Annotated in this window: 17 protein-coding genes and 2 pseudogenes; 14 read left to right on the forward strand and 5 right to left on the reverse strand. The window is 51.0% G+C overall.

Annotated features, from left to right (window positions below):
* Positions 1 to 67: 67 nt before the first annotated feature.
* The 5 genes from AC1MDE_RS14930 to AC1MDE_RS14950 all read left to right on the forward strand — a co-directional run bounded on the left by AC1MDE_RS14930 (position 68) and on the right by AC1MDE_RS14950 (position 5070).
* Positions 68 to 961, forward strand: coding sequence for an SDR family oxidoreductase (locus AC1MDE_RS14930; RefSeq protein ID WP_480344770.1), 894 nt, complete (start codon positions 68 to 70; stop codon positions 959 to 961).
* 72 nt (positions 962 to 1033) lie between these two features.
* Positions 1034 to 2848 carry a glycoside hydrolase family 15 protein gene (locus AC1MDE_RS14935; protein WP_479397696.1) on the forward strand — a complete coding sequence of 605 codons (1815 nt, stop codon included), beginning with the start codon at positions 1034 to 1036 and terminating at the stop codon, positions 2846 to 2848.
* Positions 2849 to 2938: 90 nt separating this feature from the next.
* On the forward strand, positions 2939 to 3460 hold the full coding sequence (locus AC1MDE_RS14940; RefSeq protein ID WP_479397697.1) for a VOC family protein: 522 nt from the start codon (positions 2939 to 2941) through the stop codon (positions 3458 to 3460).
* A gap of 20 nt (positions 3461 to 3480) precedes the next feature.
* Entirely contained in the window at positions 3481 to 4521 is a 1041-nt protein-coding gene (locus AC1MDE_RS14945; protein WP_480344771.1) for an SMP-30/gluconolactonase/LRE family protein, read from the forward strand.
* Positions 4522 to 4860: 339 nt separating this feature from the next.
* Positions 4861 to 5070: a CsbD family protein gene (locus tag AC1MDE_RS14950; protein WP_017345754.1), complete on the forward strand. Its 210-nt coding sequence runs from the start codon at positions 4861 to 4863 to the stop codon at positions 5068 to 5070.
* Positions 5071 to 5570: 500 nt separating this feature from the next.
* Here AC1MDE_RS14950 and AC1MDE_RS14955 read toward each other — a convergent pair whose 3' ends face one another.
* Together AC1MDE_RS14955 and AC1MDE_RS14960 are read right to left on the reverse strand one after the other, a co-directional pair.
* A complete protein-coding gene (locus tag AC1MDE_RS14955) occupies positions 5571 to 6809 on the reverse strand; it encodes a diguanylate cyclase domain-containing protein (RefSeq protein WP_479403013.1) in 1239 nt (412 codons plus the stop codon).
* A gap of 566 nt (positions 6810 to 7375) precedes the next feature.
* Entirely contained in the window at positions 7376 to 7633 is a 258-nt protein-coding gene (locus AC1MDE_RS14960) for a hypothetical protein (RefSeq protein ID WP_479397700.1), read from the reverse strand.
* A 695-nt stretch (positions 7634 to 8328) separates the two neighbouring features.
* On the opposite strand from AC1MDE_RS14960, the gene AC1MDE_RS14965 reads away from it, so the two are divergent.
* On the forward strand, positions 8329 to 12093 hold the full coding sequence (locus AC1MDE_RS14965) for an FAD-dependent oxidoreductase (protein WP_479403012.1): 3765 nt from the start codon (positions 8329 to 8331) through the stop codon (positions 12091 to 12093).
* 226 nt (positions 12094 to 12319) lie between these two features.
* Here the strand turns inward: AC1MDE_RS14965 and AC1MDE_RS14970 are convergent.
* Positions 12320 to 13213, reverse strand: a pseudogene (locus AC1MDE_RS14970) (SDR family oxidoreductase).
* A gap of 630 nt (positions 13214 to 13843) precedes the next feature.
* Between AC1MDE_RS14970 and fdhF the strand changes: the two are divergent.
* From fdhF to AC1MDE_RS15000, 6 genes and pseudogenes are all read left to right on the forward strand, one after another.
* Positions 13844 to 16806, forward strand: a pseudogene (gene fdhF / locus AC1MDE_RS14975) (formate dehydrogenase subunit alpha).
* A complete protein-coding gene (locus tag AC1MDE_RS14980; RefSeq protein ID WP_479397702.1) occupies positions 16806 to 17288 on the forward strand; it encodes a DUF1641 domain-containing protein in 483 nt (160 codons plus the stop codon). Before fdhF ends, AC1MDE_RS14980 begins: the two are co-directional and overlap by 1 nt.
* On the forward strand, positions 17281 to 18648 hold the full coding sequence (locus AC1MDE_RS14985; protein WP_479397703.1) for a cytochrome ubiquinol oxidase subunit I: 1368 nt from the start codon (positions 17281 to 17283) through the stop codon (positions 18646 to 18648). The genes AC1MDE_RS14980 and AC1MDE_RS14985 overlap by 8 nt, the downstream gene beginning before the upstream one ends.
* Positions 18649 to 18660: 12 nt before the next feature.
* Positions 18661 to 19599 (forward strand): cytochrome d ubiquinol oxidase subunit II, encoded by a 939-nt coding sequence (locus AC1MDE_RS14990; RefSeq protein WP_479397704.1) that lies wholly within the window; start codon positions 18661 to 18663, stop codon positions 19597 to 19599.
* Positions 19600 to 20136: 537 nt separating this feature from the next.
* A complete protein-coding gene (locus AC1MDE_RS14995; protein WP_479397773.1) occupies positions 20137 to 20394 on the forward strand; it encodes a diguanylate cyclase domain-containing protein in 258 nt (85 codons plus the stop codon).
* A gap of 615 nt (positions 20395 to 21009) precedes the next feature.
* Positions 21010 to 21630, forward strand: coding sequence for a DUF2913 family protein (locus tag AC1MDE_RS15000; RefSeq protein WP_479397705.1), 621 nt, complete (start codon positions 21010 to 21012; stop codon positions 21628 to 21630).
* Here AC1MDE_RS15000 and AC1MDE_RS15005 read toward each other — a convergent pair.
* On the reverse strand, positions 21614 to 22549 hold the full coding sequence (locus tag AC1MDE_RS15005) for an Rpn family recombination-promoting nuclease/putative transposase (protein ID WP_479397774.1): 936 nt from the start codon (positions 22547 to 22549) through the stop codon (positions 21614 to 21616). The two genes, AC1MDE_RS15000 and AC1MDE_RS15005, sit on opposite strands and share 17 nt — an antisense overlap.
* A 79-nt stretch (positions 22550 to 22628) precedes the next feature.
* Positions 22629 to 23417: a nucleotidyltransferase domain-containing protein gene (locus AC1MDE_RS15010; protein WP_479397706.1), complete on the reverse strand. Its 789-nt coding sequence runs from the start codon at positions 23415 to 23417 to the stop codon at positions 22629 to 22631.
* A gap of 225 nt (positions 23418 to 23642) precedes the next feature.
* Between AC1MDE_RS15010 and AC1MDE_RS15015 the strand changes: the two genes are divergently transcribed.
* Positions 23643 to 24101, forward strand: coding sequence for a helix-turn-helix domain-containing protein (locus tag AC1MDE_RS15015; RefSeq protein ID WP_479397707.1), 459 nt, complete (start codon positions 23643 to 23645; stop codon positions 24099 to 24101).
* Positions 24098 to 24673, forward strand: a complete 576-nt coding sequence (locus AC1MDE_RS15020; RefSeq protein ID WP_337024630.1) for a PIN domain-containing protein — start codon at positions 24098 to 24100, stop codon at positions 24671 to 24673. Before AC1MDE_RS15015 ends, AC1MDE_RS15020 begins: the two co-directional genes overlap by 4 nt.
* Positions 24674 to 24679 lie beyond the last annotated feature (6 nt).

Below are 24679 nucleotides of genomic sequence, written 5' to 3' on the forward strand. Positions count from 1 at the left end.
CCATGAGCTGCGTGACAAATATCACATTTTTGCCAGGCTTAATTAACTCACCAAAAAGGAGATACAGATGAACTCATTTACTAATAAAACGCTCATCACACAGGAATATCCGAAGCCGCCGTTTAAAAAACAGCATCAGCCTGTTCCTGGCCTGGCGAGTAAAATGGAACCACGCCCCGACCACGGTGAAACCAGTTACCGGGGGACAGGACGGCTTACTGGACGTAAAGCCCTGATTACAGGCGGGGATTCCGGCATTGGTCGTGCCGTTGCTATCGCTTATGCGCGTGAAGGTGCCGATGTCGCGATTAATTATCTGCCGGATGAAGAACAGGATGCCGCAGAAGTCGTAAAACTAATCGAAGCCGAAGGACGAAAAGCCGTTGCTATCCCAGGCGATATTCGTTCGGAAGAATTTTGTCAGAAACTGGTTAACGAAGCTGCCAGCCAATTAGATGGTCTTGATATTCTGGTTAATAATGCCGGGCGTCAGCAGTTTAACGAATCCATTCGTACGCTCTCTACGGAAGATTTTGACGCCACATTTAAGACCAATGTTTATGCGATGTTCTGGATAACCAAAGCGGCGCTTGAATATCTGCCGGCAGGTTCATCCATCATTAATACCACATCAGTACAGGCCTATGATCCGAGCGCCATTTTACTGGATTACGCTCAGACAAAAGCGTCAATAGCGGCTTTCACCAAAGCCCTCGCGAAACAGCTGGGTGAACAGCAAATTCGCGTTAATGCCGTCGCTCCGGGCCCATACTGGACGCCTCTCCAGATATGCGGGGGGCAACCGCAGGAAAAAGTTGAGCAGTTCGGTGCCACCGCACCGCTGGGCCGCCCCGGCCAGCCGGCAGAAATCGCACCTCTCTATGTCACCTTCGCTGAAACCACTAACAGCTTTACCTCCGGCCAGGTCTGGTGCTCCGATGGCGGCACCGGCACGGTCTGAGTATCAGCAGGATTTTTTGAAGAACGTGGCCGCAAGCGGCCACGTTGTCGTCTCAGCATGCAGGGAAAAGCAATGAATAATCAGGTACTACGATCGCCGATGCGCGAGGATGGATTTGCCCGTCTTGGGGACTACGCGGCCATTGGTGAAGGTCGCTCTGTGGCACTTATTGCCCCGGATGGAGCTATTGACTGGTGGTGCGCACCAAACCTTGATTCACCGCCCTTATTTGACCGCATGCTGGATCCGGAAATTGGCGGTTTTTTCCAGATAGAACCCTCAGATGACTACCGTACAGAACGGGCTTACCGCCCTGACAGCAACGTACTGGAAACGCGGTTTATCACACAGAATGGTAGCGTACTTATCACAGAGTCGATTAACAGCACGCTGGCCGGTCGTCTTCCCTGGAGCGAACTGGCAAGACGTATTGAAGGGATCGAAGGCGAAGTTGCACTGAGCCTGACATTACGCTTTGGCACCGTGGCCGAGACCCGCTCTCCATGGCGGGACAACACCGAACAGGGAGACGTTTATCATCTTGCGGATCTGATGGCCATGCTGCGTACGACTGACGACTGGCGGATAACAGAGCGCGGCGATGGAGTGATCCGCGCAACGCTTCGCACCCGACCTGAAAGTCACTCGCTGGTTGCCCTGCTGGTGACGGAGCGCGAGCCGCTGGCTGTGCCTGATTTGCAAGCCATTGATGCCCGTATTGAAACCAGCCACACGGCGTGGCGCGACTGGACGCACAGCCTGAGCTACGCAGGCCGCTATGAGGATCACGTGAGGCGCTCTGCGCTGTCACTCAAATTTCTATGGTATTCGCCAACCGGCGCGCTGGCCGCGGCGGCGACCACCTCACTGCCCGAGGGCATTGGCGGCGAGAAGAATTACGACTATCGCTACGCATGGGTGCGTGACGCCTGCCTGATTATTAAATCGTTCGTTTTCCTGGGCGCGCTGGAGGACTGTAAAGCCGCATTTTCCTGGTTATCGAAAACCATCATACGACATGGTACCAGGCTTAGTGCCTGCTACACCCTGGAAGGCGGAGAGGTGCCTGCAGAGAGTTATCCAGCCTTGCGGGGTTATCAGCATTCTCTTCCTGTCCGTATCGGCAATAACGCACGTGACCAGGTACAACTAAGCATGTACGGCGATATGCTGGCCACCGCAGAACTCTTCATCCGTGCAGGCCACATTCTGGACCTTGAAACATCTCGCATGCTGGGAGAGCTGGCGAACTACTGTGCCGATCAGTGGCGTCAGAAAGACAGCGGGATCTGGGAGTTGCCGGATGAACAGCATTATACCCATTCAAAAATGGCCTGCTGGCTGGCGCTCGATAGCGCAGTTTCACTGGCACAGGCAAAGCACATTGAACCTACCTGGATGCAGCGCTGGGAGCGGGAGCGTGACCGCATAAGCGAATGGATTGAGGAACATTGCTGGTCAGAAGAAAAGCAGGCTTATCTATTCTATCCCCACAGTGACGGTCGGCTAGACGCTGCTCTGACACTGGTACACCACTATGGCAACACGGTTAACCCGGAACGCATGCGCGCCACTTATCGTGCCATCCGCGAGGATTTAGGCCACGGCAGCGCGATGCTTTATCGCTACAGCGGTGCCGAACAGGAGGAAAGCACGTTTATTGCCTGCTCTTTCTGGATGGTCGAAGCGCTGGCAGCAATGGGTGAAGCGCAGTCAGCCGAAAAAGCGATGGAAGAGATTCTGGATAAGCTTTGCCAACGCGGTAACGTCGAAACCTTCAATGAAATGTTTGATGTCCGCAGCGGCGAGTGGCGCGGAAACATGCCACAGGGGTTGAGCCACCTGGCTCTCATCTGTGCGGCGCAGGCGCTGACCGATCACGCTTAAACCTCAACCGTTTTTTTTGAGGGCAGGGTGCCAGCTTTACAGATAAAGCCCGGCTGGCCCTCTTACATCACTTTAAAAAGGATATAACCGATGATCCGAGGAATTGAACACATTGGCATTACCGTTTCTGATTTAAAGCAGGCAGAACATTTCTTCATCGGCGCGCTGGATGCATCTGTGCTCTACCGTATCGTTCCGCCCGCTGATGCCGAAAAGTTTATTCCGGGCAAGAAAATGGCTCCTCTAAATGGCTTCCCTGCGGAACTCAGGTTAACCGGCCTCTCCATGCTTCGGCTGAAGAATGGGTGCAACGTTGAGTTATTTCAGACAGAGCCTTCCGCGAAAGATCACTCCGCTCATCCAGGCTTGCCGGGAATTAACCACTTCTCACTGTATGTGGATGACATTCACCAGGTAGCGGAAAGAATGCGGGCGCATGGCGCTGAAATGCTTAAAGGCCCTTCAGACTGCTTTGCTCAGGAGGAGGGGGCAGGCAACCAGACGTGGTTCGGCATGACGCCATTTGGCGTCCTCATCGAGCTCATTACACTTCCTTCAGGCATCCGGTACGACGCAGAAGCCACTCAGCAACGCTGGATACCAGAAGCCTGAATCATTTAACCGGAGACCAGATGATGCAAAGACGTGCATTTATCGCGGGCGGACTCACAACGTTGTGCCTGTCGCGGGCAGCTTTTGCTGTGGCAGAGTCGATGGTTAACCCGCAACTCCAGGTTGCCGCAACCTCTCCCTGGCTTGCCAATGGCATTGCTGTCTCAGCCGGTGGCGTCATGTTCCTCAACTTCCCCCGCTTTAAAGGGCATGAGACGTCGCCGGCCCTGGCGCGCGTGACCCAATCCGGCCTGGCATCCTTCCCGGGTAACCAATGGAATGAATGGAAGCCGGGTGACAAAGGTCTCAACACCCTTGTCAACGTCAATGCCTGCCATCACTTCGGTGACGGCCTGCTGTGGGCTGTCGATCAGGGTGCCCCTCAGGGTGAGAAACCGCCAAAGGGAGCAGCAAAACTCATCGCATTCGACATCGCAACAGGCGATGCAGTTTCAGTTATCCGTTTTGATGAGAAAGCTTTACCGGCGGGTGGTGCGCCAAACGACCTGCGCATACAGGGTAACTCCGTATATGTAACTGATTCCGGGCTTGGCGGCATCATCATTCACGACCTTGATACCGGAGAAACGATAAGGAGGCTCTCCGAAAGTGCTTTGCTGCGTAAACCTGATGGGCTCGATCAGAAAGGCTTCAGGGGCAGAATTCTTGAGGATAAAAACGGAAAACGACCCACCGTCCACAGTGACGTCATTGAGGTCAGCCCTGACGGCAAATGGTTCTACTATGCGACCCCCACCGGTCCTCTTTATCGTATACGCACGGAATCATTAAAAGATCGCCGGTTGAGCGATGAAGCACTGGAGGGACACATTGAAAAGGTAGCGGATATTCCGTCTGTAGGTGGATCCGCTATCGATGCGGCAGGAAATATTTATCTTTCCAATGTGGAGAAACGCTCTGTCGATAAACTTCAGCCTGACGGTACGCTGAAGACGCTAATTCAGGATGAGAGGCTCATAACGGCAGACGCTCTCGTTATCTCAGGCGGCTGGATCTATGTACCCGCACCTCAGATTGAGTATCTGGCTGATAACAAATAAGGGTAAAGATGAAACGCATGGCCCCTGGTCAGTTTACCGCTTCCCCTTCAGCACTTAAGAAAATAGTTTTTAACTCCAATCAATGCGGTGCATGACGAAGCTAAAAGGCAAGGCAGACAAATTGCAGGGATAGAGCGAAATTCGCCCACTGAAGAGCAGCCATAAAGGGCAATGCTACGGGTATCAGGCTTTACGCGGCCCGACTGAATTTATCTCAGGAAAATTCCGAGAATGTGATGAGTGGCAGGAAAAATACCCTTCATGATCCATACTTATTAGCATTAAGTTCTGAACAGGGATTGCCAGGCGGCAGCCCGTGAATTAACGAAGGAGATCGACATGAACGAAGATCGCATCAGCGGTAACTGGAAGCAGTTCAAAGGCAAAGTGAAAGAACAGTGGGGCAAGCTCACCGACGACGATATGGATGTCGCGGAAGGGAAACGCGATCAGCTGGTAGGTCGTATCCAGGAACGTTACGGTTACGGCAAGGAGCAGGCTGAAAAAGAGCTGAAAGACTGGGAAGATTCCAACCACTATAAGTGGTAGCCCTTAAGAATCATCCATGAACCGGCTCCGTGCCGGTTTTTTTTCATTTGAAGGCATAAGGACATGTTATATGGGCCAGATTGTGTCTAATCCGCATGCAACCGCTTCAAACTATTGAACGGGTGCCTTCGGAACTGCTCAGCATTCTACAGTCGACTATGCATGGTAACTGAAAAGCTCTGCAATATTCAGATTCAGAGGGAAGCGTCCCGCAGGACGCCGACTCAACGGATTATTGCAGTTAAATTTTTTCAGGCCCCGGCGCCGATGGTGTCTGAAGATCTGTCCTGGTGCCGTCAATCTTTTTCACCTTAAAGACAGTAATTTCAAAGGGGGATTCTTAAAATTGCCTTGCGAGATGCCACTTTAGATTTAAGGTAGCGATTTTTTTCTGGAATAATCTATAGTTATCGCCGGGTGTAACCCAATCTCTTGGAAACTTGAATTTTACCCGGCACTCAATCTGCCGGGTTTTTTTAACTCTCTTTAGAAACCTTTTTTCAGCCACCATAAAACTGATACGAACCCGTTCGTTTCGCTTTCGCCTGATACATCGCTCTGTCAGCGTTATCAAATAGCTGATCGACGGATACTGATCCGAAGCCTGCAAGGCTTATACCTATGGATGCCCCGATACGCACTTCCATTTTATGGATAACGAATGGCTCCTGAAGGCTGTCAATAAGACGCTGTGCGATCAATGAAGCCGCCTCACGATTAAGGCATTTAGCGGCTATGACGAACTCATCTCCACCCAGGCGCGCCACTAAATCCCCCGGGCGCATGCAGTGTTTTAATCGCTCACTCACCTGCTGCAGCAAAACGTCACCCGCCGCGTGCCCCAGGGTATCGTTAACGGGTTTGAATCCATTAAGATCGATAAAAAGAACTGTTGTGAAAGTGAGATCTTCTCCCTCAGACAGCATCCCTCTGACTTTATCGTAAACCCAGGCCCGGTTAGGCAAGCCGGTCAACGTGTCCCGGGTAGCAAGTTTCTCAAGCCTTCTCATTTTTACCTTGTCACGCGTGATATCGCGTGAGACAAGCACGGCTCCGATATTATCGCCAGTAGAGGGATCGGTTACCCCACAGGCCTTTGTACCAAGCGTAATGTAGTGGCCGTCCCTGTGCCTTTTGCGGACCTCTACGACGTCCGGCAGCACGCCACCCTCAAATAGATGCATTAACGCATCTCCGGCAGATACGCGGTCGTCAGGATGGAGGAAATCCACCACACGCTGGCCAACGATGTCGTCCACTGACCATCCGATCATTTCACTGTATGACGGCGAAATCGATACGTACCTGCCGTCCCTGTCACAATGCGCGATTAAGTCGGTGCTGTTTTCAATCAACAATCGGTATTCGGTCGCCGTGCGCAGAGCATCCTCAAGTGCTTTACGCTGACCGGTTATATCAAGGATAAATCCATTGAAATGGTTGAGAGAGTTACTGGTGGTGCATTCCGGTAAACCAGACAAAATCACCCGGCGCCTGGTCCCGTCGAGGCAGTTGATAGGCACTTCAATATTGAAAGGGGTTAGCATTTCCAGCGCTGCGGTGAGTTGCTGCGCAATCGTTGCGTCATCATCCGCCTGTGCGAACTTCAGCCATGCACTCAGCGTAACGCCTTTAAGTGCAGGGAGTAGGCCCTGCGGGCTTTCCTGACTGGCAATACAGATGCCACAGGCGTCAGTGGACCAAACGGCGGAAAGGGTAGGTTTGATCGCATTGATCATTATTTTGAACTCCGTTTAAAACTGTCGATACTGATTAACCTCAATAATGATCGTTAGAGATACCTTTTATCAGTCACTGCCGTTCCTGAAGTTCATCATTTAAGAGATAAAAACCTTTCATTTAGGGTATGGCAACCATGCTTGCGTTGTAGATAAACCTGCAGAAATCAAACTGCGGATTATTTCTGGAATGAGCGGCCAGTCAGACACTATCGGCAATTACGAATCAATGTTTATCGACTGATTAGTCCGTTAGCTTAAGTGTCTTATACCGCCGAAATGAGGTCTGGTATCGCTAAGATTTATGGTGTCTCAAGTGCGGGCTTATCGCGCTCAACATGGCGCGTCAGGCTGGAACCCTCAATCCCGCTGCGCAGGAAACACTCTTCTTATGTAGATGGCTGGCAACAGCGGAAAAGTAGACGAAGGAGACGGGATTTTCGCCACAAATTTTGATGATGGAGAAGGATAAATAGAAGGCTAACTAATTTGATTATCGGTGGTAGGCAAAAATGTAAACCATCTCACTGAGCATTTTAAAATAAGTCAACACGCTGACCTGCCAGTTATTTAATTTCATACTCATCTTTTAACGGTTTGGCTTTGGAGCAGTTCGCGTCATTTTCCACTAGATTCCAGATTTCATGCTGAATAAGAATTCGTTTTTTACTGTCATTCTCCGCTTCCAGTTTTCTACACAGGGCCTGAACTTCCACTCCGATTCTGATATGTTTATTCAAAATGCTGTCATGGTTTTCTCTGGGATCACTGTTGTTAAATCTTCCCGTTAAGTGCTCCCGTGTCCAGTCGCTTTTATTCACCATCGCTGTGCCCTCATTTTTTACCCTACCACTATGTTCTTCTAAGTTTAATAATACTTGATGAAACGACAAGCGTAAGCGCGAAAAAATGAACAAATATCCTGCGAATCCACCCGCGCAAGATAGATTATTCGCGCAGCGCTATGAGCTAAGACCTTTAGCTCGTACTTTACATAACGAACCCGAGTTCGACTAAATTAAAGCGAACCGACTAATGTGGAACGTTTATAAATTCAGAATGAAATGTTAAAGTCAGTAGCACGCATTACATATAATTACCGAGTTCACCTCAGGTAATTATGGCACTAAGATTATAATAGTGAGGAATATAATCCAGTCCATTATCACGCTTCGTATAACCAATCTAAAAACCCTGATGCTAATTAATCTGTAAAATTAACGCCTCGCTTTTACTTCATTAAGCCAAACGGCGAGGTTATATAAATCACCATTCAAATCAGCTAATTAATTTAAACACCAGGCATAATTCACATAAAAATGCGATATTTCAAAATTCGCCCTATACTTTCAGTGCGCAATGAACTTTATTTAAAAACCACTTAAAAACTAAGCGCAGCGTATATTTTGAATCATTCCTGATTTATTCTTTTTTTTACGACCATTTCGAATTTAGCAGTCCGAAATAATCTGCATTCCTTTTGCATACCAATCTATGTTTTAGTTTTCCCGGGGGACTCATGACGCCATTCCAAAGTTTTTGGCAGGGAGGATTTGAAGGGGCAGATCATATCAATCCTCACGGATTACGACTTTCCATGAATGAGGCAAACGCCCATATCAGCCGATGCAATGAAGATTATGCCAACCTGTCACACTTCGGTATTCAGACCGTCCGGGAAAGTATCGGCTGGCGGCTCGCCGAAAGCAATGTAAAGCAGCATCGTAAAAATCTCAGTGAAAGAATGCACCACGCGCAACAGCACAACATTCAGATTAACTGGACGCTTTGTCACTATGGCTGGCCGGAAAATCTGCCGCTGTTTTCATCTGAATTTATTGCCCGCTTTGCTGAATGGAGCTATCAAATCGCCGATTATTTGCGGCCCTTTTATCACCAGCCACCCGTCTACTCACCAATCAATGAAATCTCCTTTTTGAGCTGGGGGATCTCGGTTGGATTATTCCCTGCAGGACACGATGAGCGCGTCCGTGATCCGGACGCCGTAAAGCAACAACTGGTGCGTACGGCGCTGGCGGCATGTCACGCCATTAAGGCTGCTGATACCCGCGCCCGGTTTTTACACTGTGATCCCATTATTCACCTGGTAGCAGATCAATCCGATGCCACCAGCCATACACACGCTGCGGTGATGAACCAGGCACAGTTTCAGGCGTGGGATATGTTAGCGGGGCGAACGCATGCCGAACTGGGTGGGGCGCCAGCTTTACTCGATATGGTCGGAGTTAATTATTATCACAGTAATCAATGGGAAGCCTCTTCAGGTTTACCGCTGGCATGGCATTTGGGGGATGCTCGTCGCGAACCTTTGCACAGCATGCTCACCACCGTTTATCAACGCTATAACACACCGCTGTTACTCGCAGAGACGAGTCATGTGGGCAGCGGCCGAGCGGCGTGGCTCAACGACATCACCGCTCAGGTCGCCCAGGCTCAGCTAAAAGGTGTCGAAGTAACCGGCATATGTCTGTATCCGATACTTGATCGCCCGCTGTGGGAAGATCCACAGCACTGGCCCCAGGCCGGACTTTGGGATGTCCGATGTGATGGCGTTGATCCCGATGCCCGGGTTTTACATCACTCCTACGCCCTGACATTGCTGCAATGTCAGCGTCAATTACAACGCTTCCAGTCTTTTCTTCTTCGAGACGAACAGCCAAAGGAATCCGCTATGCATAATCAAACATTAATTGTGTTCAGTCATTTGCGTTGGGAGTTTGTTTATCAACGTCCACAGCATCTGATGTCCCGTCTGGCGCAACATTACCGGGTGATATTCATTGAAGAGCCGATCTGGCACAACGGTGAACCTTATCTCAAACACGTTGAAGCAGCAGCTAACGTGAAGGTGGTTGTGCCACATTCTAATGTTGAGGCGCCTGGCTTCCACGACAGGCAAATCGCGGTACTACAACCGCTACTGGCTGATCTAATAGAAGATAATATGCACCCGCTGGTGTGGTTTTATACCCCAATGGCCTTACCGTTGCTGGCGGGCTTTAAACCAGCTGCCATTATTTATGACTGCATGGATGAGTTATCGGCTTTTGAAAAAGCGCCCCTGCAACTGCGTCAACGTGAGTCCGCCTTACTGAAGTGCGCCGATTTAGTATTCACCGGCGGCAGCAGTTTATATGAGGCAAAGAAAAACCGTCACGACGCAGTGTACTGTTTTCCCAGCAGCGTCGATGCTGCCCATTTTGAGCAAGCACGGGATCGCAGCAATGGCCATCCATTACAGCAAACGTTGCCATCACAGCGGCTTGGCTATTATGGCGTGATTGATGAACGCCTGGATCTCGTTTTGATTGCAAGCCTGGCCGATGCGCATCCCGACTGGCAAATCATCATGGTGGGGCCTGTGGTAAAAATCGATCCGCAGACACTACCGCAGCGGGAAAACATTTACTGGTTTGGACAGCAGCCCTATGCGGCATTACCGCATTTTCTGGCCGACTGGGATGTGTGTTTAATGCCTTTTGCTTTGAACGAGGCGACAAGATATATCAGTCCTACAAAAGTCCTGGAATATATGGCGGCCGGTTTACCGATTGTCAGCAGCGCAATCCCTGATGTGGTGCAACACTACACACACTTAGTCAGCATTGCGGATTCACATCAGCACTTTATCACCTTGTGTGCCCAGGCGCTGCAATATACCACGCAGCAGCAACAGTCACTGGCAGCGAGTATGGCTGCCGTCGTCGCTCATACGTCATGGGATCAAACGGCAGAGGCCATGTATGCGCTGATAGCGCAAAAAACGTTATCTGAAAATACAGCATCAACTAAAAGGTTTAGCCGAGTCCCGGCGGAAAACACCAGGACGCCGCTTGCCACCACGCATGCGGAATGCCTGATTTTAGGCGGCGGACCCACTGGGCTGAGCGCTGCTTATCATTATGGTAAGAACGCGGTGCTACTGGAAAAGCAGGCGCGGACCGGCGGCTGGTGCCGATCGATTCACGATCGTGGCTTTACCTTCGATCATGCTGGCCACATCATGTTTACCAACGACCCTTATGTACTGAAACTTTATGATCTTCTACTGGGCGATAACCAGCACTGGCAAGCGCGTGAAGCCTGGGTATACAGCCACGACGTCTATACGCGCTATCCGTTTCAGTCTGCATTACACGGATTACCCGTGAACGTCATCACCGAGTGTGTTCTGGGTGCGGTTGAAGCACGGTACGGTTTGACGGTTGCTAACGAATCAGAGCAGGGTAAAAATGAACTCTTGCATGAGGATTGCTGTGCCGATGGCGGCATGAACGACATTGAATGCCGCGTGACGCCAGTGATTGAGCCAACAGACAATTTTGAGCGCTTTATCTATTCCACATGGGGAAAAGGCATCGCCGAGCATTTTGCTATTCCTTACAACCGCAAGCTGTGGAAAATTCCATTAACAGAAATGGAAACGTCGTGGCTTGGCGGCCGCGTACCTTTACCCGATCTCAGTCAGATCATTACAGGTGCACTGGCACCGCTGGCAAAACAACTCGGACCTAATGCCCGTTTCGGTTATCCCCTGGTTGGCGGTTTCCAGGCGCTGATGGATGGGTTTCTTCCACTTCTTACTGGGCAATTACACACCGAAGCAGAGATCGTCAACATTGACCCGCAAACCCGAACAGTAGAATTAACCAATGGACAATATTATCGTTATCAGCAGCTGATCAGCACTTTACCACTGCCAGAGCTGATCCGATTGATTGGCAGCCACGCGCCTGCATTAATTCTAAGCGCCGCGCAGGCGCTGCGGTATGTATCGGTACGCTGCGTTAATCTGGGCATAGATCGCGCCGATCTCAGCGACAAGCACTGGATTTATTATCCTGGCGACACGGTATTCCACCGTATTTTCCTGCAGGGTAACGCCAGCCCGCATTGTAATCCCGAAGGGGGATTTGGTCTGACGTGTGAGATGACCTATTGTCCTGAGTATCCTTTGCCCCTGGAAGGTGAGGCACTTATTCAACGCTGTATTGAAGATTGCATTCGCGTGGGATTATTTAGCGAAAACGATAAAATACTCTGCGCGCATCAGGTCGATATGCCGTACGCATATGTAGTGTATGACCACCAGCGGAGAAAAAATGTCTCGTTAATTCGTGAATGGTTGCAGCATCAAGACATAACACTCTCGGGTCGGTACAGCGAATGGGAGTATTACAATTCTGACCATGCTTTCCTGGCAGGTAAACGGGCGGCTGAGACCGTGACTAGCAAATTACTAAGCCAAAAAAGTAGCGCCTGAAAAAAATTACAGCAATCTCACGAAGTAAATCAGAAGCTGAAGTTTCAGCATCGTTTTTTTCATGCCTGGCAGACATGCCAGGCGCTGCTGGGCCTGAAAGATATCTTTAATACAAAGAGTTTATTAAGGTAGTTCCTTTATCCGTTAAAAAGAGTATTAATTTCCGGCCAGAAAAGTTACCCATGTGGTCGAGCTGGCGACCACATGGTGCTTCCTTTGGTGAATATCAAATGGTGCCTGTGCCACCATCAGAGCACCACACCTGACCAGAAGTGAAGCTGTTAGAGTTTTCAGCAAAAGTGACATAAAGCGGGGCAATTTCTGCTGGCTGGCCAGGACGACCCAGCGGAGCGGTGGCACCAAACTGTTCGATTTTCTCTGGTGGTTGTCCACCCGAGACTTGTAATGCCGTCCAGTAAGGCCCGGGTGCCACGGCATTTACGCGAATCTGTTGCTTACCCAGCTGCTTCGCAAGAGCTTTTGTAAAGGCAGCAATCGCCGCTTTGGTCTGGGCGTAATCCAGCAAAATGGCACTCGGCTCATAAGCCTGTACCGAAGAGGTATTAATGATGGAAGACCCCACAGGCAAAAACTCGAGGGCCGCTTTGGTTATCCAGAACATGGCATATACATTAGTTTTAAACGTGGCGTCAAAATCTTCTGTGGAAAGCGTACGGATAGACTCATTGTATTGCTGACGCCCGGCGTTGTTGACCAGAATATCCAGGCCATCTAATTTTTCCGCCGCGTCCTTAACCAGTTGCTGGCAGAATTCTTCAGAACGAATATCGCCGGCGATTGCCACGGCTTTGCGTCCTTCCGCTTCGATTAATTTAACCACTTCCGCCGCGTCTTCTTCCTCGGCAGGAAGATAATTAATGGCAACATCGGCGCCTTCACGCGCGTAGGCGATAGCAACGGCCCGACCTATACCTGAATCCCCACCGGTTATCAGCGCCTTACGACCACTAAGGCGACCAGTGCCGCGATAGCTTGTTTCACCATGGTCTGGCCGCGGTTCCATTTTACTGGCCAGTCCAGGAATGGGTTAGTGTTGTTGTTTAAAAGGCGGCTCAGGATATTCCTGCGTAAGAAGCGTCTTGTTTGTGGATGAATTCATCTTAACCTCCTGATTAGCATGTTAACCAAGCCTGGCAAAGATGCGATGATTGTCACGTAACAAAGTGGAAACAGGTGAAATAATTAAGCGTAGCGTTTAAATCAGTGGGATTGAATTGAGCAGGAATCGTTAGGTTTATTTATTTAGCTTTTTTCTCCGTCAGATCCAAAAATGCGTGCTCAACGAGCCTGCAAAGAGAACGTGCAGGATGACAGAATGAACCCAAAGCTACTTACTTAAATTTTTGTTATCCATTTCCATTTGCACTCATTTTATAACGAGACGCAACGTGAAACATCTCATTGTTTTTAATATGGATTGCAATAACCAAAACATCCCAGATTGAGATGGTTTGCAAAATAAATTTCAACCACTACATGAAAATGTGTACGGGCTAATATAAACGATCCTGATTATTTTAAGTTAATAAAAAACGACAGGTGCGGGGAAATTATTTATTTACATCAATGGGTTCGCAGGTTGTTTTTTTTCAGCAAAGGTTCATTAGTATCTACAAGCGAGAACAACGCATTGCAATATTGATTTTGCTCACTAAGCTGAATACATAACTTTATAATCCCGCGAGTATCAATAACGGTTAATTCCGGTCAGTCACTTTAGAGGCGATTAATGAGAGAAGCGAGTTGTAGCATTGTATATAATGGTGAGCGACTGACCGGAGCGGTTAATCAACCTCTAATTGATTTCCTGCAACTCCAGGGGAAAAAGCTGCCGCATGTCTGCTATCACCCGGCGTTACCGCCGCTACAGAGCTGTGATGTCTGCTGGGTCGAAGCCGACGGCATAAAAGTACGAGGGTGTACGCTGTCGACAAGAGACGGGCTGGTGGTTAACAGCCAGAACGAAATGATGCAGGCTGCCCAGCAGGAGGGCATGGATCGCTTACTCCAGCGTCATGAACTTTACTGCACCGTATGTGAACACAACACCGGAGACTGCACGCTACACAATACGGTAGCCGATATGCATATTCCGATTCAGTACTACCCCTACGAACGCAAGCCTGCGGAAAAAGACACCTCCAATCCTTTTTACACCTACGATCCGGACCAGTGCATTCTCTGCGGGCGCTGTGTCAAAACGTTGAAGTCAACGAAACGCTTTCGATTGACTATCAGTCGCCGCATCCGCGCGTACTGTGGGATGGAGGGACCAAAATTGCAGGTTCCAGCTGTGTCAGCTGTGGTCACTGCGTAACGGTCTGTCCCTGTAATGCGCTGCTTGAGAAAACCATGCAACCCGACAGTGGTCCTTTTACGGCTATGGAGCCGGATCTCAAGCGACCGCTTATTGATTTTGTGAAATCGCTGGAGCCCAGCATCGGCATGGAACTTATTACTGGCGTTTCGCTTATTGATAATGCGATGCGGCAGGCAGAGATCAAGCGGACAAAAACGGTTTGTACGTATTGCGGCGTGGGGTGCAGTTTCGAAATATGGACGCGCGATCGCCACATCATGAAAATCCAGCCGGTGGCGGAAGCACCCGCTAATGGAATTTCGACCTGTATCAAAGGGAAGTTCGGCTGGGACTTTGTTAACAGCCCGCACCGCCTGACGACACCGTTAATTCGTGAGAACGCTCAGTTTCGCCCGGCCAGTTGGGACGAAGCTCTGCAGCGTGTGGCGGAAGGGCTGCGCACCGTGGAAAGTCGTCACGGTGGAAACGCGATTGGCTTTATCGGCTCCAGTAAGGCCAGTAATGAGGAGGCCTATCTGACGCAAAAAATTGCGCGCCTGATTTTCAAAACAAACAATGTCGACAATTCTTCACGCTACTGCCAGAACCCCGCCACTGAGGGGCTGTTTCGCACGGTAGGATACGGCGGAGATGCCGGCACCATCACGGATTTGCAGAAAGCGGATCTCATCATTACCCTGGGGAGCAATCTTGCTGAGAATCATCCCGTCATCGCCGCCCATATCAAGCAAAGCCACAAGCATCAGGGCCAGAAGCTGATGGTGGTGGATCCCCGCCGACATGAAATGGCGGAGCGCGCTGACTGCTTCCTGCGCATCCGCCCTGGTACGGATATGGTCTGGGCTTCTGCGATGGCAAAGTATGCCTTTGAGCAAGGCTATGCCGATCTGTCTTTCCTTGAACAGCGTGTTAATCAAGTTGAGGAGTATAAGGCCTCACTTGCCCCGTTTACGCTGGAATTTGCCAGTGCCGTGACGGAACTATCTGTCGAAGAACTGCAGGAAGCGGCAGAGTTAATTGGTCGGGCTAAAAGCGTATGTATCTTGTGGGCCATGGGGATTACGCAGCACAGCCATGGTGCGGATACCAGCACGGCGCTTTCAAACCTGCTGCTGGTCACCGGGAATTACGGCAGACCGGGCACGGGTGGCTATCCAATGCGTGGCCATAACAATGTACAGGGGGCAAGCGACTTTGGCTGCCTCAGCAACGTTTATCCCGGCTATGAAAAGGTCAGCGATCCTTCTTCACGCGAAAAATGGGCCCACGCCTGGCATATCTCCCCGGAATCGCTGTCCGATAAGCCCGGTGCTGATAACTTCATGATGGTACAGCATGCCCATGAAGGCACGATTCGGGCGATGTACGTGATAGGGGAAGAAACCGCATTTTCTGATGCTGACTCAACCAAAGTACATGAAGCTTTCAGTCAGCTGGAATTTATGGTGGTTCAGGACATTTTCATGAGCCGCACGGCAGAGTTCGCGGACGTGGTTCTTCCGGGGTGCCCGAGCATTGAAAAAGAAGGAACGTTTGTTAACACCGAACGGCGTATTCAACATTTTTCCCCTGCGCTGAAACCGCTGGGCGACAGCCGACCTGACTGGGCCATTCTCACCGACCTTGCAGCCCGTCTAGGCCACCACTGGCATTTCCCCAGTCCTGGCGCAATTATGGCTGAAGCCGCGGGTATCGCGGAGATATTTGCTGGCGTGAGTTATGAAAATCTCGTCGGCTGGCAGTCACAGGTCTGGCCGGTTACGCCTGACGGGCAGAGTACACCCCTGCTTTACACCGAGCGCTTCCATTTCCCCGATGGTAAAGCAAGGCTCTATCCGCTCAGCTGGCAGCCTCCCATGGAAGAGGCGAATGATGACTACGACCTGTTGCTTAACAATGGGCGCATGCTCGAACACTTCCAGTCAACAAATCAGACCGGGCAGGGAGGCCGCATAATGTCACTTTCGCCCAACTGGTTTGTCGAAATTTCTCCTGAGCTGGCCGCTGAGCGTCAGCTGTCAGAAGGCGAATGGGTCATCCTGCGTTCCCGACGCGGTAAAATTGAGGTGCCGGTGGTCGTGACCTCACGCGTAGCGGGTAACGTCCTGTTTATTCCCATTCACCATGGAAAAGAGGGGATCAACAGCCTGACAGGCGACCATCACGATCCCGACGTCAATACGCCTGCTTATAAAGAAATTGCGGTGAAAATGACGCGGATCGACCACCCCACTCAGCCAGATCCCTTATCCTTACATAATTTCCGCTACGGGCAACGCACCCCTGTTTCTCATCTGCCGGTTGAGGAAAAATGGCAGCAGCAGGGTTACCGCGAACCGCCCGAACACAGCGATCATCCGGAGAAATACTGATGGCACAGCGACTCAATTACACCGTACCGCCAGTTAAGGATGAGCCAACTGCGCTGGACGCGCTCAGTGAACTACTGGAGAATCTGCACCAGCACGGTTTTATACGACTGGCCAACGATATGGTTAAGGCAAACAGCGAAATTGGAAAAATTCTGGTGGCCGGGCTCAACCGCCCCGGTTCGCGTAATGCGGTACAGAACCTGTCCCTGATGATGATGGCTGTAGGAAGCATTCCTCCTGAACGCTTTAACCACATTCTTCTGGCGCTGCGTGCGGCGGTGATGGCCACGGAAACCGCCAGTGAGGTCAGCGAGAACCAGAAAGCACCAGGTCTGAGGGGCATCGTCAAACTGCTTAACGACGATGAGCTCTGGCAAAGCCTCCGCCCGCTGATGGCGGTGCTGGAAACCTTTGTCACGGAGATACGACGTGAGGAAGAACCCCCGGTGACACGCTATAGCGGAAAGCCCACTCGTGAATGAAGCTGAATGGGTATTGCTGATTGCACGCGTTCAGTTTGCTCTGACCATGGCGATGCATATCGTACTGGCAGCCCTCACCATGGGTCTTGCGCCCCTGCTGGTCTGGTTTGAAGCTCAGTGGTTGTGGCAAAAAAACACTGCTGCACGTGATGCGCTGCACTTCTGGATAAAGATATTTTCCCTGACCGTAGCGGTAGGAGCCGTGTCAGGTGTTGTTATGGAATTTCAGTTTGGTACGCACTGGGCTGCTTTTTCCCAGCAAACGGGCGGAATAATCGGACCATTTCTGTTTTATGAAGTACTGACCGCTTTTTTTCTGGAATCGGCACTCACTGGCGTGATGTTATTCGGCTTTGGCCGGATCCCCCCGCATGTCCACTTTGTCGTAACCTGCATGGTCGCTTTCGGCGCGTTGTTAAGTGCCTTTTGGATTCTGGCCGCCAATTCCTGGATGCAGACCCCGGTGGGCTTTACCCAAGATGACGCCGGGCACTTTATTCCTGAAAGTATTTTCCTTCTCCTGAAAGCACCTTCGTTTCCCTGGCGCTTTTCCCATATGGTGACCGCCGCGCTAATCGGAAGCGCGTATTTTATGATGGGTATTGCGGCATGGCGCCTGCTGCGCTTTCCGGGTGAAATGGCTTCTCAACTCATGCTGAAGAGCGCACTGATCCTGACGCTTTTCGCCGTGCCGCTGCAGATGGTAACCGGCGATCTCCACGGCGAGAACACGCTCAAGTACCAACCCACCAAACTGGCGGCTATGGAGGGTAGCTGGCAGCCGCCGCCGCAAGGGGAGGGTGAGCCGCTACGTCTTTTCGCCTGGCCCGACCAACAGGCCCAACGTAACGTGGCGGAAATATCGGTTCCGGACGTTGCCTCGCTTTATCTGCGCCATAATCTCACGGATCACATTAAAAGCCTCAGTGAATTCCCGCGAGCCGATCAACCTCCTGTTGCTCCCGTATTTTTCGCATTCCGAGTAATGGTTGGGCTTGGTCTGCTGATGCTGGTGACTTCGCTGGTGGCTTTACTGCAACACAGACGTGGCAGGCTCAGTGAGTCCAGTAAACTATTGCGCTGGCTGGTCTGCATGACACCGTCAGGTTTCACCGCGCTCATTGCGGGGTGGGTAGTGACTGAGGTAGGACGACAGCCCTGGACGGTATATGGCATCCTGCGCACCTCTGATAGTGTTTCCACCCTTTCACTGACGTCAACTGTCATCATCTTTGGGTTAATCCTGGTTGTTTACGCTTCTGGTTTCACGCTGGGTCTGAGATATCTCCTTCGCCACGCTTCTGCTCCTATCCCTGAAAAGCCAGGTATGGTTGCCGTTGCCCTGAAAACACCCAATTAAGGAAGGCTGAACATGCTTCTGGCAGAACTCTCAGCGGTCCTTCTGGGCTTTTCTTTACTGATGTACATTCTGCTGGACGGAACAGACCTTGGAACCGGCATGCTGTTCTTCTGGTTTCGGACTGAGGAGCAGCGGGAAAAAATGACTCATACGCTTCTGCCAGTATGGGACGCAAATGAAATCTGGCTGGTACTTCTGGCGGGTGGCATGTTTTCGCTTTTTCCTGCCGCCTTTAGCCTGTTGATGAGCTCGCTGGCGTTGCCCATTTTCATCATGCTCTTATGCCTGTTTCTGCGCGCGCTGGCGCTGGAGTATCGTGCTGAAGCGGGGGTGAAGCTTAAACGCTGGCTCGATCGTATGATGATTGTCTGCTCAGGGCTTGCGGCTTTAATTCAGGGATTGTGTATGAATGCTGTATTGAGCACGCAGCCGGACGCAATGGCTGATATCCTCAGCCTGACAGGATTGTTGTCGGGTTTGGGGCTCGTTACTGTTTATCTTCTCATGGCCTGCTGTTGGGTTCGCTGGCGGCTGGGCGAAGCAACGGTTCCACTTGCAGGAGCCTGGTGCTGGATATGGTGGCTGGTTTCACTGCTGATTTTTGCAGTACTGCTGCGGTTTAATATGCCACTGTGGGATCGATGCTGGGGACTTTTAACTGGGAAACTGGTGATTCTGATGGCGGCTGCCGCGGCTTGCCTACAGGTTTGGGGACTCTGGCGAGGACAACCGTTAATGTTGCTGGTTTTTACTCAGGCGTTTTTAGCATTAATCTACCTCGGAGGATGTATTGGCATGCGCCCCTGGATTTTGATGAATAAATTAGACATTTATCAGAGCGCAGCACCTCAAACCACTCAGGTTTTCGTTTTAATCGGATCGGCCATCATTGTTCCACTCACGGTGGTTTATCACAGTTGGTCATTCTGGGTAATGAAGAGGAAGTCATAAGACCTCAATATTTGAGCCGGGAATACGAATGTTTCCGAGACCTTCAGGAAACCAATAATGTATTCATATGAAAATGGGGTCGGATTAGAGAAGTAACGGCTTACCTGTAGTTATCAGTTTGTGCCCGTCAGGCTTTTCATCTACGAGCCAGTGCTGTCAGAAGAATGGTTGAATGAGAGAGACACTGTTAAGTATTCTCCGCAGGGGAGACAGAGATAATTAACCTCGACCCAGAGGGCGTTTCTCCCTCGCGATGCCCCCCTCATGACTGGCCAGTCTGTTCTGCGCACCAGACATACATGGTGAAACAGACTGCGGAGTATGTCATGTGTTGACAGGCAGGCTCCCGGCTACGATGAATACACCCTGTTCCGGCGCTGGCTGAGAAGCCGCCTGCAGGACGTGGCGCGCAGCTTTGCGCTGCTGATATCCGTGATTGTACTTGGGCTTTTTATCGTATGACAGGCCCGCAACAGCCAGCGTTTTCAGGAGCAACTGTTAGGACTTCAGGGTGAACTGGCGGCCGCGAATCCCTGCCTGGGGCGTCTTGCCTACACCGACAGTGTGATGGGACTGACCAACCGCCGGGGGTTTGACCGGTTTCTGCATGATGCACTCAGTGCGGAGGAGGAAGACAGCTTTCCGGTTTCGCTTATCCTCATCGACGTCGATTACTTCAAGCGGTATAACGATAAGTACGGGCACGTCATGAGCGATGAGTGCCTGAAAGATGACATTTTCAGAAATAGGCGTGCAAATGTCATGGGATGTCCGCTTTTAAGCTACCCTCTTTAGATTGCTGGTCTTTATGGAACAGAGGTGCATGATACTGAGGTTAAACGAGGCGGAGCTGACCACACTGGTAGGCAGTCGTTTCGCATCAGCTGAAAACAATGCCGCAGCCAGCGTCACGACGGTCCTGGAAGTCAGGATCCAGAGTGGCAGGCAGCTGATTGTCCATGAGCTGTACGGCAGGCAACACAAGACTCCTCTCTCTGTATTTATGCTCAGATTTCCTTATGAGCTGTGCTGAAAACAGCTTGTCTTTATGCCCGAACACTGCTGCCGTCTGAGGCGTGTTGGTCCGCATTATTCACATCCAGAAAATGCCGGCAGGAACACTGAAAAAAACCCGTCTGAAGACGGGTTAAATAAATCAGTACAGAAATTCTCGTTGGCAACAGCGTAGCTGTGTGTGCATCACGATATTACTCTGCTCAGTGTCGAATTTATATTTACCTTTTGTTACTGGTCATAGGAGTTTTCTATAACCAGCGCTCCCATTTACGTCGTCAGCCCTTCGCCACCTGGAGGGCCGACAGGCTCCATGATAAACAGGGATGAAATTGAAACCCGCGCGGGTTAGGATCGGCAATTAAAACTCCATATCAACGAAAAATTATTCAAAGTATGGATACCTCAAACCTCTACGTCGATCACCTTGCCTGGTGCGGGCTTATCGCACTGAACATAGCGCGTCAGGCAGGAGCCGTCAGTTCCGCTGCGCAGGAAAATCTCTTTTTATGCAGATGGCTGGCGACGGCAGAGAAGAAGCGTCTGTTCCGGCGTGAACTGGCCAATGACATACGCTGGCTGCTGAAGGAAGGCCGGGAGAAAGGGCTTCGGGCGGATCTGCCGGGCAAGCTGGAATACCTCTGGCGGGCAAGCAACGGCGATCTGCTGGCGCAGAATGATTTATTCCGCCTCCAGCACGTGATGCACGCCATTACGCTGACGGGTATTAATTACGGCGTTCTCACAGAGTCTGAATGGGAAGGTCGCCGCGCGGTTAAACTGAGTCCGAAGGTGCCGGGAGTCTTTTTAAGGAAAAACGATCTCGAAACCGGATTCGATGACAATGGGCGTCAAATTTCCCCTCTCGCGGTACGTATTACCGCCGATCTTCCTGCCGTGGATGCGTTGCTGAACCGTGCAGGATGGCAACGCATCGCAGAAACCAAAGATCCCCTGCTGCATCATTTAATCTCCGGCAACCACAGGGGTAAGAGGGCTTTTAGTGATGAATTTTAGAAAGCACTTCGTCTGACAACCCGGTCAGTTCTTTGACCGTTTGCAGAGGGATACCGCTTTTAAGCATCTTGCCGGCCAGTTCGAATCTCTCTTCAAGCTTCCCTTCCTGGCGGCCTTTCATCTCCCCGAGCTGAAGGCCCTCCTGACGTCCAATCTCAATGCCTTTCTGCTCCAGTTGTTGTGCAATCGTCATCAGAGCATCCTCATGCTGTGGCACTTTCTGTGCCAGGTTACGTACAAAAGCTTCAGCGTCATCAGTTTCGCCTGCCTGTACAAGATAGTTTATCAGCGATACAAGTTGCTGTCCCGTCAGATGTCCGGTCAGCATTGTAGCAGCCAGCCGATCAAGAAGTTCAGTCAGGTCCCGGTGATGAATATGCTTTTGTAGCAGAGTCAGTGCAGCCATGCTGCGGTGATTCATTATCTCATCATCAGGTATGACTGTAACGTCGACCAGTGGAAATGCCGCTCCGTATAAACGTGCAGCAATGTCTGGTTCGCTGAATTCCTGAAGCCAGTCGGTCGAGTAAGGGTAAGGACTTCGCCGTCCGGTATAAAACAGGACAGGGATCACCAGCGGCAGCTGCTTATGACCGGCATCAAGATGGCGCTGCATAGCCGCTATAGCGTATCGCATCAGCCTGAACGCCATATGCCGATCGGGCGTAGACTGATGCTCAATCAGCACATGAATATACCCGTCACCGCGGGTGGTTTTTACGCTGTAAAGCACGTCGCTGTAATAGGCGCGAAGGTTTTCTTCCACAAAACTGCCGGACTCAAGTTTTAGTGTGCTGAGGTCGCAGATAGCGCGAAACTCTGCCGGCACGTGTAGTTCGATAAAGTCGCGCGCCGTATCCGGGTGCGTCAGAAATGCTTTGAATGTCGCATCGTGGGGTGTCGGTGTTGTTTTACTCATGTCACTGATATCCGTCAGCCAGATGACCTTCCACTTCATAAGGTTCAGGGTGTGTTAGGGCATTGCCGGTTTTTAGTGATTACCGATTGCGCGTGCTGAATTCGGCATTTAGCCAGTAGACAAATGTCGAGATCCTGCTGGCGAAAGCCATGATGTCGCCCCGGGGGCGTTTACTGATGCTCAGCAGGTAGTCCATTTCTTCTGATAGAGCCGGATAAAGGTCGTTAAACTTTGCACAGTGCTCTTCCAGCGTCATGGGCCAGTCTGAATCATTTTCGTCTCTAAGAATATTTGTCGAACGAATGGCCTTACGGGCCGCAGCTCTTTGCAGCCTCTGCCGTTGTGCGGGTTCTGAAGGCGGTTTCATCTGTGAAGCGTATTCATTAAGCACGTTAAAAAAATCACCATTTACGGCAACGGCAATCTCCCTTGAAGGCCTGAAGGCTGCAAAACGTTCGCGTAAATCCTGGCCGTATACGCAGACGCAATGGTGCTTGAGCCAGTATCCCCATCGATTGAGCTGTTGAGGATCCATCACAGTGGAGAGGGTGCCGGTGTCCAGGTCAATTTTACTGATTACCGGATGTGCCTCTTCGAGCGACCTGATGACCTCAGTCAGTGTAGGCGATTCAGTCCCGACGCGTTCACGACTGAAAATAACCGTGATATCCCGATCAGACACAGTCTCTACGGCGGTTCCCTGAGCCACGCTCCCGTAGACATAGATGCTGTGTATGTTGTCTGCCTGAGAAATGACAAGAGCTTTAGCAACATCGCTAATCATATTGCTGAACTGGGGCTGTAAATTTTTTCCGTCAGGGACGGAGATAAAACCGGTTTCATCAACAGCCATTTTTCTCAGCTTCATCAGGGAACATGTTTACATTATGAAGGATAGGCCTAGACAGTTCACCCGATCTGTAAACCCCGTGCAGGTGAAGAGTGCCAGGCAGCACAACTTTCCCCGCGTTGATGGCTCTTGTTATGCCAGCGGACCCTGCCTGCAGCGTTAAGCTACACGTCACAACATAATGCGGTTGCATATAACGCCACCATTTGCGAAAATTTCGAATAATAGATACAGGAGGTGTTCATGACACAACTTCAGAATAAGCTTCCTTCCCTGCAGGAAGCGGAACTTGCGCGCCTGTGCAGCAGGGAACTCTCCGCCGTGCTCGAAACACGCGCAGAGTCACAGCAGGTTTCACTCACTGACAAACGTGGCCAGATCCACAATGTCAGCATTCCGGTCAGCGCGCTGCGTATGCTGGTAGACGTGCTCACCGAGCTAGGTGAAGGAAACGCCGTGCGCCTTGTTCCGGTCGGAGCAGAGATGACAACGCAGGAAGTGGCCGATCTGCTTAACATTTCGCGTCCAACGCTGATTCGCCTGCTGGACAACGGTGAACTGCCTTACCATCGTACGGGAAACCGCCGTAAAATCCGCTACGTGGACGCGCTTGCTTACCGCAACAAACTTGTGAACCAGAGGTATGATGCGCTTGATGAGCTGGGTGCACTTGATCAGGAACTTGGGCTGGGTTACGAATGAGTTCTGGTTATACCGTCGTATTTGACGCCTGCGTTCTCTACCCTGCACCTCTACGCAGCTTCCTGATGTACCTTGCTGCCGGCGGGCAGTTTCGCGCGCGCTGGAGTGAAGACATCCATGAAGAGTGGATACGTAACGTGTTGCTCAATCGCACCGAGCTTAACAGGGCTCAGCTTGAGCGTGTCCGCGCATTAATGGATCGCCATGTACCGGATGCTCTGGTAACCGGATATCAGTCTCTGATTGAATCCATCAGGGGATTGCCTGATGAAGACGACCGTCACGTCGTTGCCGCTGCGATTGTGGCCCAGGCGGAAGGCATAGTGACGTTTAATCTCAGGGATTTTCCTGATGAGGTGCTGTCGGTATGGAACCTGCGTGCTATTCACCCTGACAGCTTTATCACTGATCTTACCGACCTGGACATCACCGTTGTGATCGACGCGGCCCGGCGCCAGCGCGCCAGTCTTTCGTCTCCGCCTTTCACGCCCGATGAGTATCTTGACTGTCTGCTGCGGCAGCAGCTTCCGGAAACCGTCTCCCGGTTACGGCCTCTGGCAGCATTAATCTGAATATTC

The organism is Pantoea folii (genome assembly GCF_056678875.1).

Coding starts and splice junctions, on each gene's coding strand:
- AC1MDE_RS14930 (WP_480344770.1), top strand. CDS start 68: ATGAACTCATTTACTAATAAAACGCTCATCACACAGGAATATCCGAAG.
- AC1MDE_RS14935 (WP_479397696.1), top strand. CDS start 1,034: ATGAATAATCAGGTACTACGATCGCCGATGCGCGAGGATGGATTTGCC.
- AC1MDE_RS14940 (WP_479397697.1), top strand. CDS start 2,939: ATGATCCGAGGAATTGAACACATTGGCATTACCGTTTCTGATTTAAAG.
- AC1MDE_RS14945 (WP_480344771.1), top strand. CDS start 3,481: ATGATGCAAAGACGTGCATTTATCGCGGGCGGACTCACAACGTTGTGC.
- AC1MDE_RS14950 (WP_017345754.1), top strand. CDS start 4,861: ATGAACGAAGATCGCATCAGCGGTAACTGGAAGCAGTTCAAAGGCAAA.
- AC1MDE_RS14955 (WP_479403013.1), bottom strand. CDS start 6,809: ATGATCAATGCGATCAAACCTACCCTTTCCGCCGTTTGGTCCACTGAC.
- AC1MDE_RS14960 (WP_479397700.1), bottom strand. CDS start 7,633: ATGGTGAATAAAAGCGACTGGACACGGGAGCACTTAACGGGAAGATTT.
- AC1MDE_RS14965 (WP_479403012.1), top strand. CDS start 8,329: ATGACGCCATTCCAAAGTTTTTGGCAGGGAGGATTTGAAGGGGCAGAT.
- AC1MDE_RS14980 (WP_479397702.1), top strand. CDS start 16,806: ATGGCACAGCGACTCAATTACACCGTACCGCCAGTTAAGGATGAGCCA.
- AC1MDE_RS14990 (WP_479397704.1), top strand. CDS start 18,661: ATGCTTCTGGCAGAACTCTCAGCGGTCCTTCTGGGCTTTTCTTTACTG.
- AC1MDE_RS15000 (WP_479397705.1), top strand. CDS start 21,010: ATGGATACCTCAAACCTCTACGTCGATCACCTTGCCTGGTGCGGGCTT.
- AC1MDE_RS15005 (WP_479397774.1), bottom strand. CDS start 22,549: ATGAGTAAAACAACACCGACACCCCACGATGCGACATTCAAAGCATTT.
- AC1MDE_RS15010 (WP_479397706.1), bottom strand. CDS start 23,417: ATGAAGCTGAGAAAAATGGCTGTTGATGAAACCGGTTTTATCTCCGTC.
- AC1MDE_RS15015 (WP_479397707.1), top strand. CDS start 23,643: ATGACACAACTTCAGAATAAGCTTCCTTCCCTGCAGGAAGCGGAACTT.
- AC1MDE_RS15020 (WP_337024630.1), top strand. CDS start 24,098: ATGAGTTCTGGTTATACCGTCGTATTTGACGCCTGCGTTCTCTACCCT.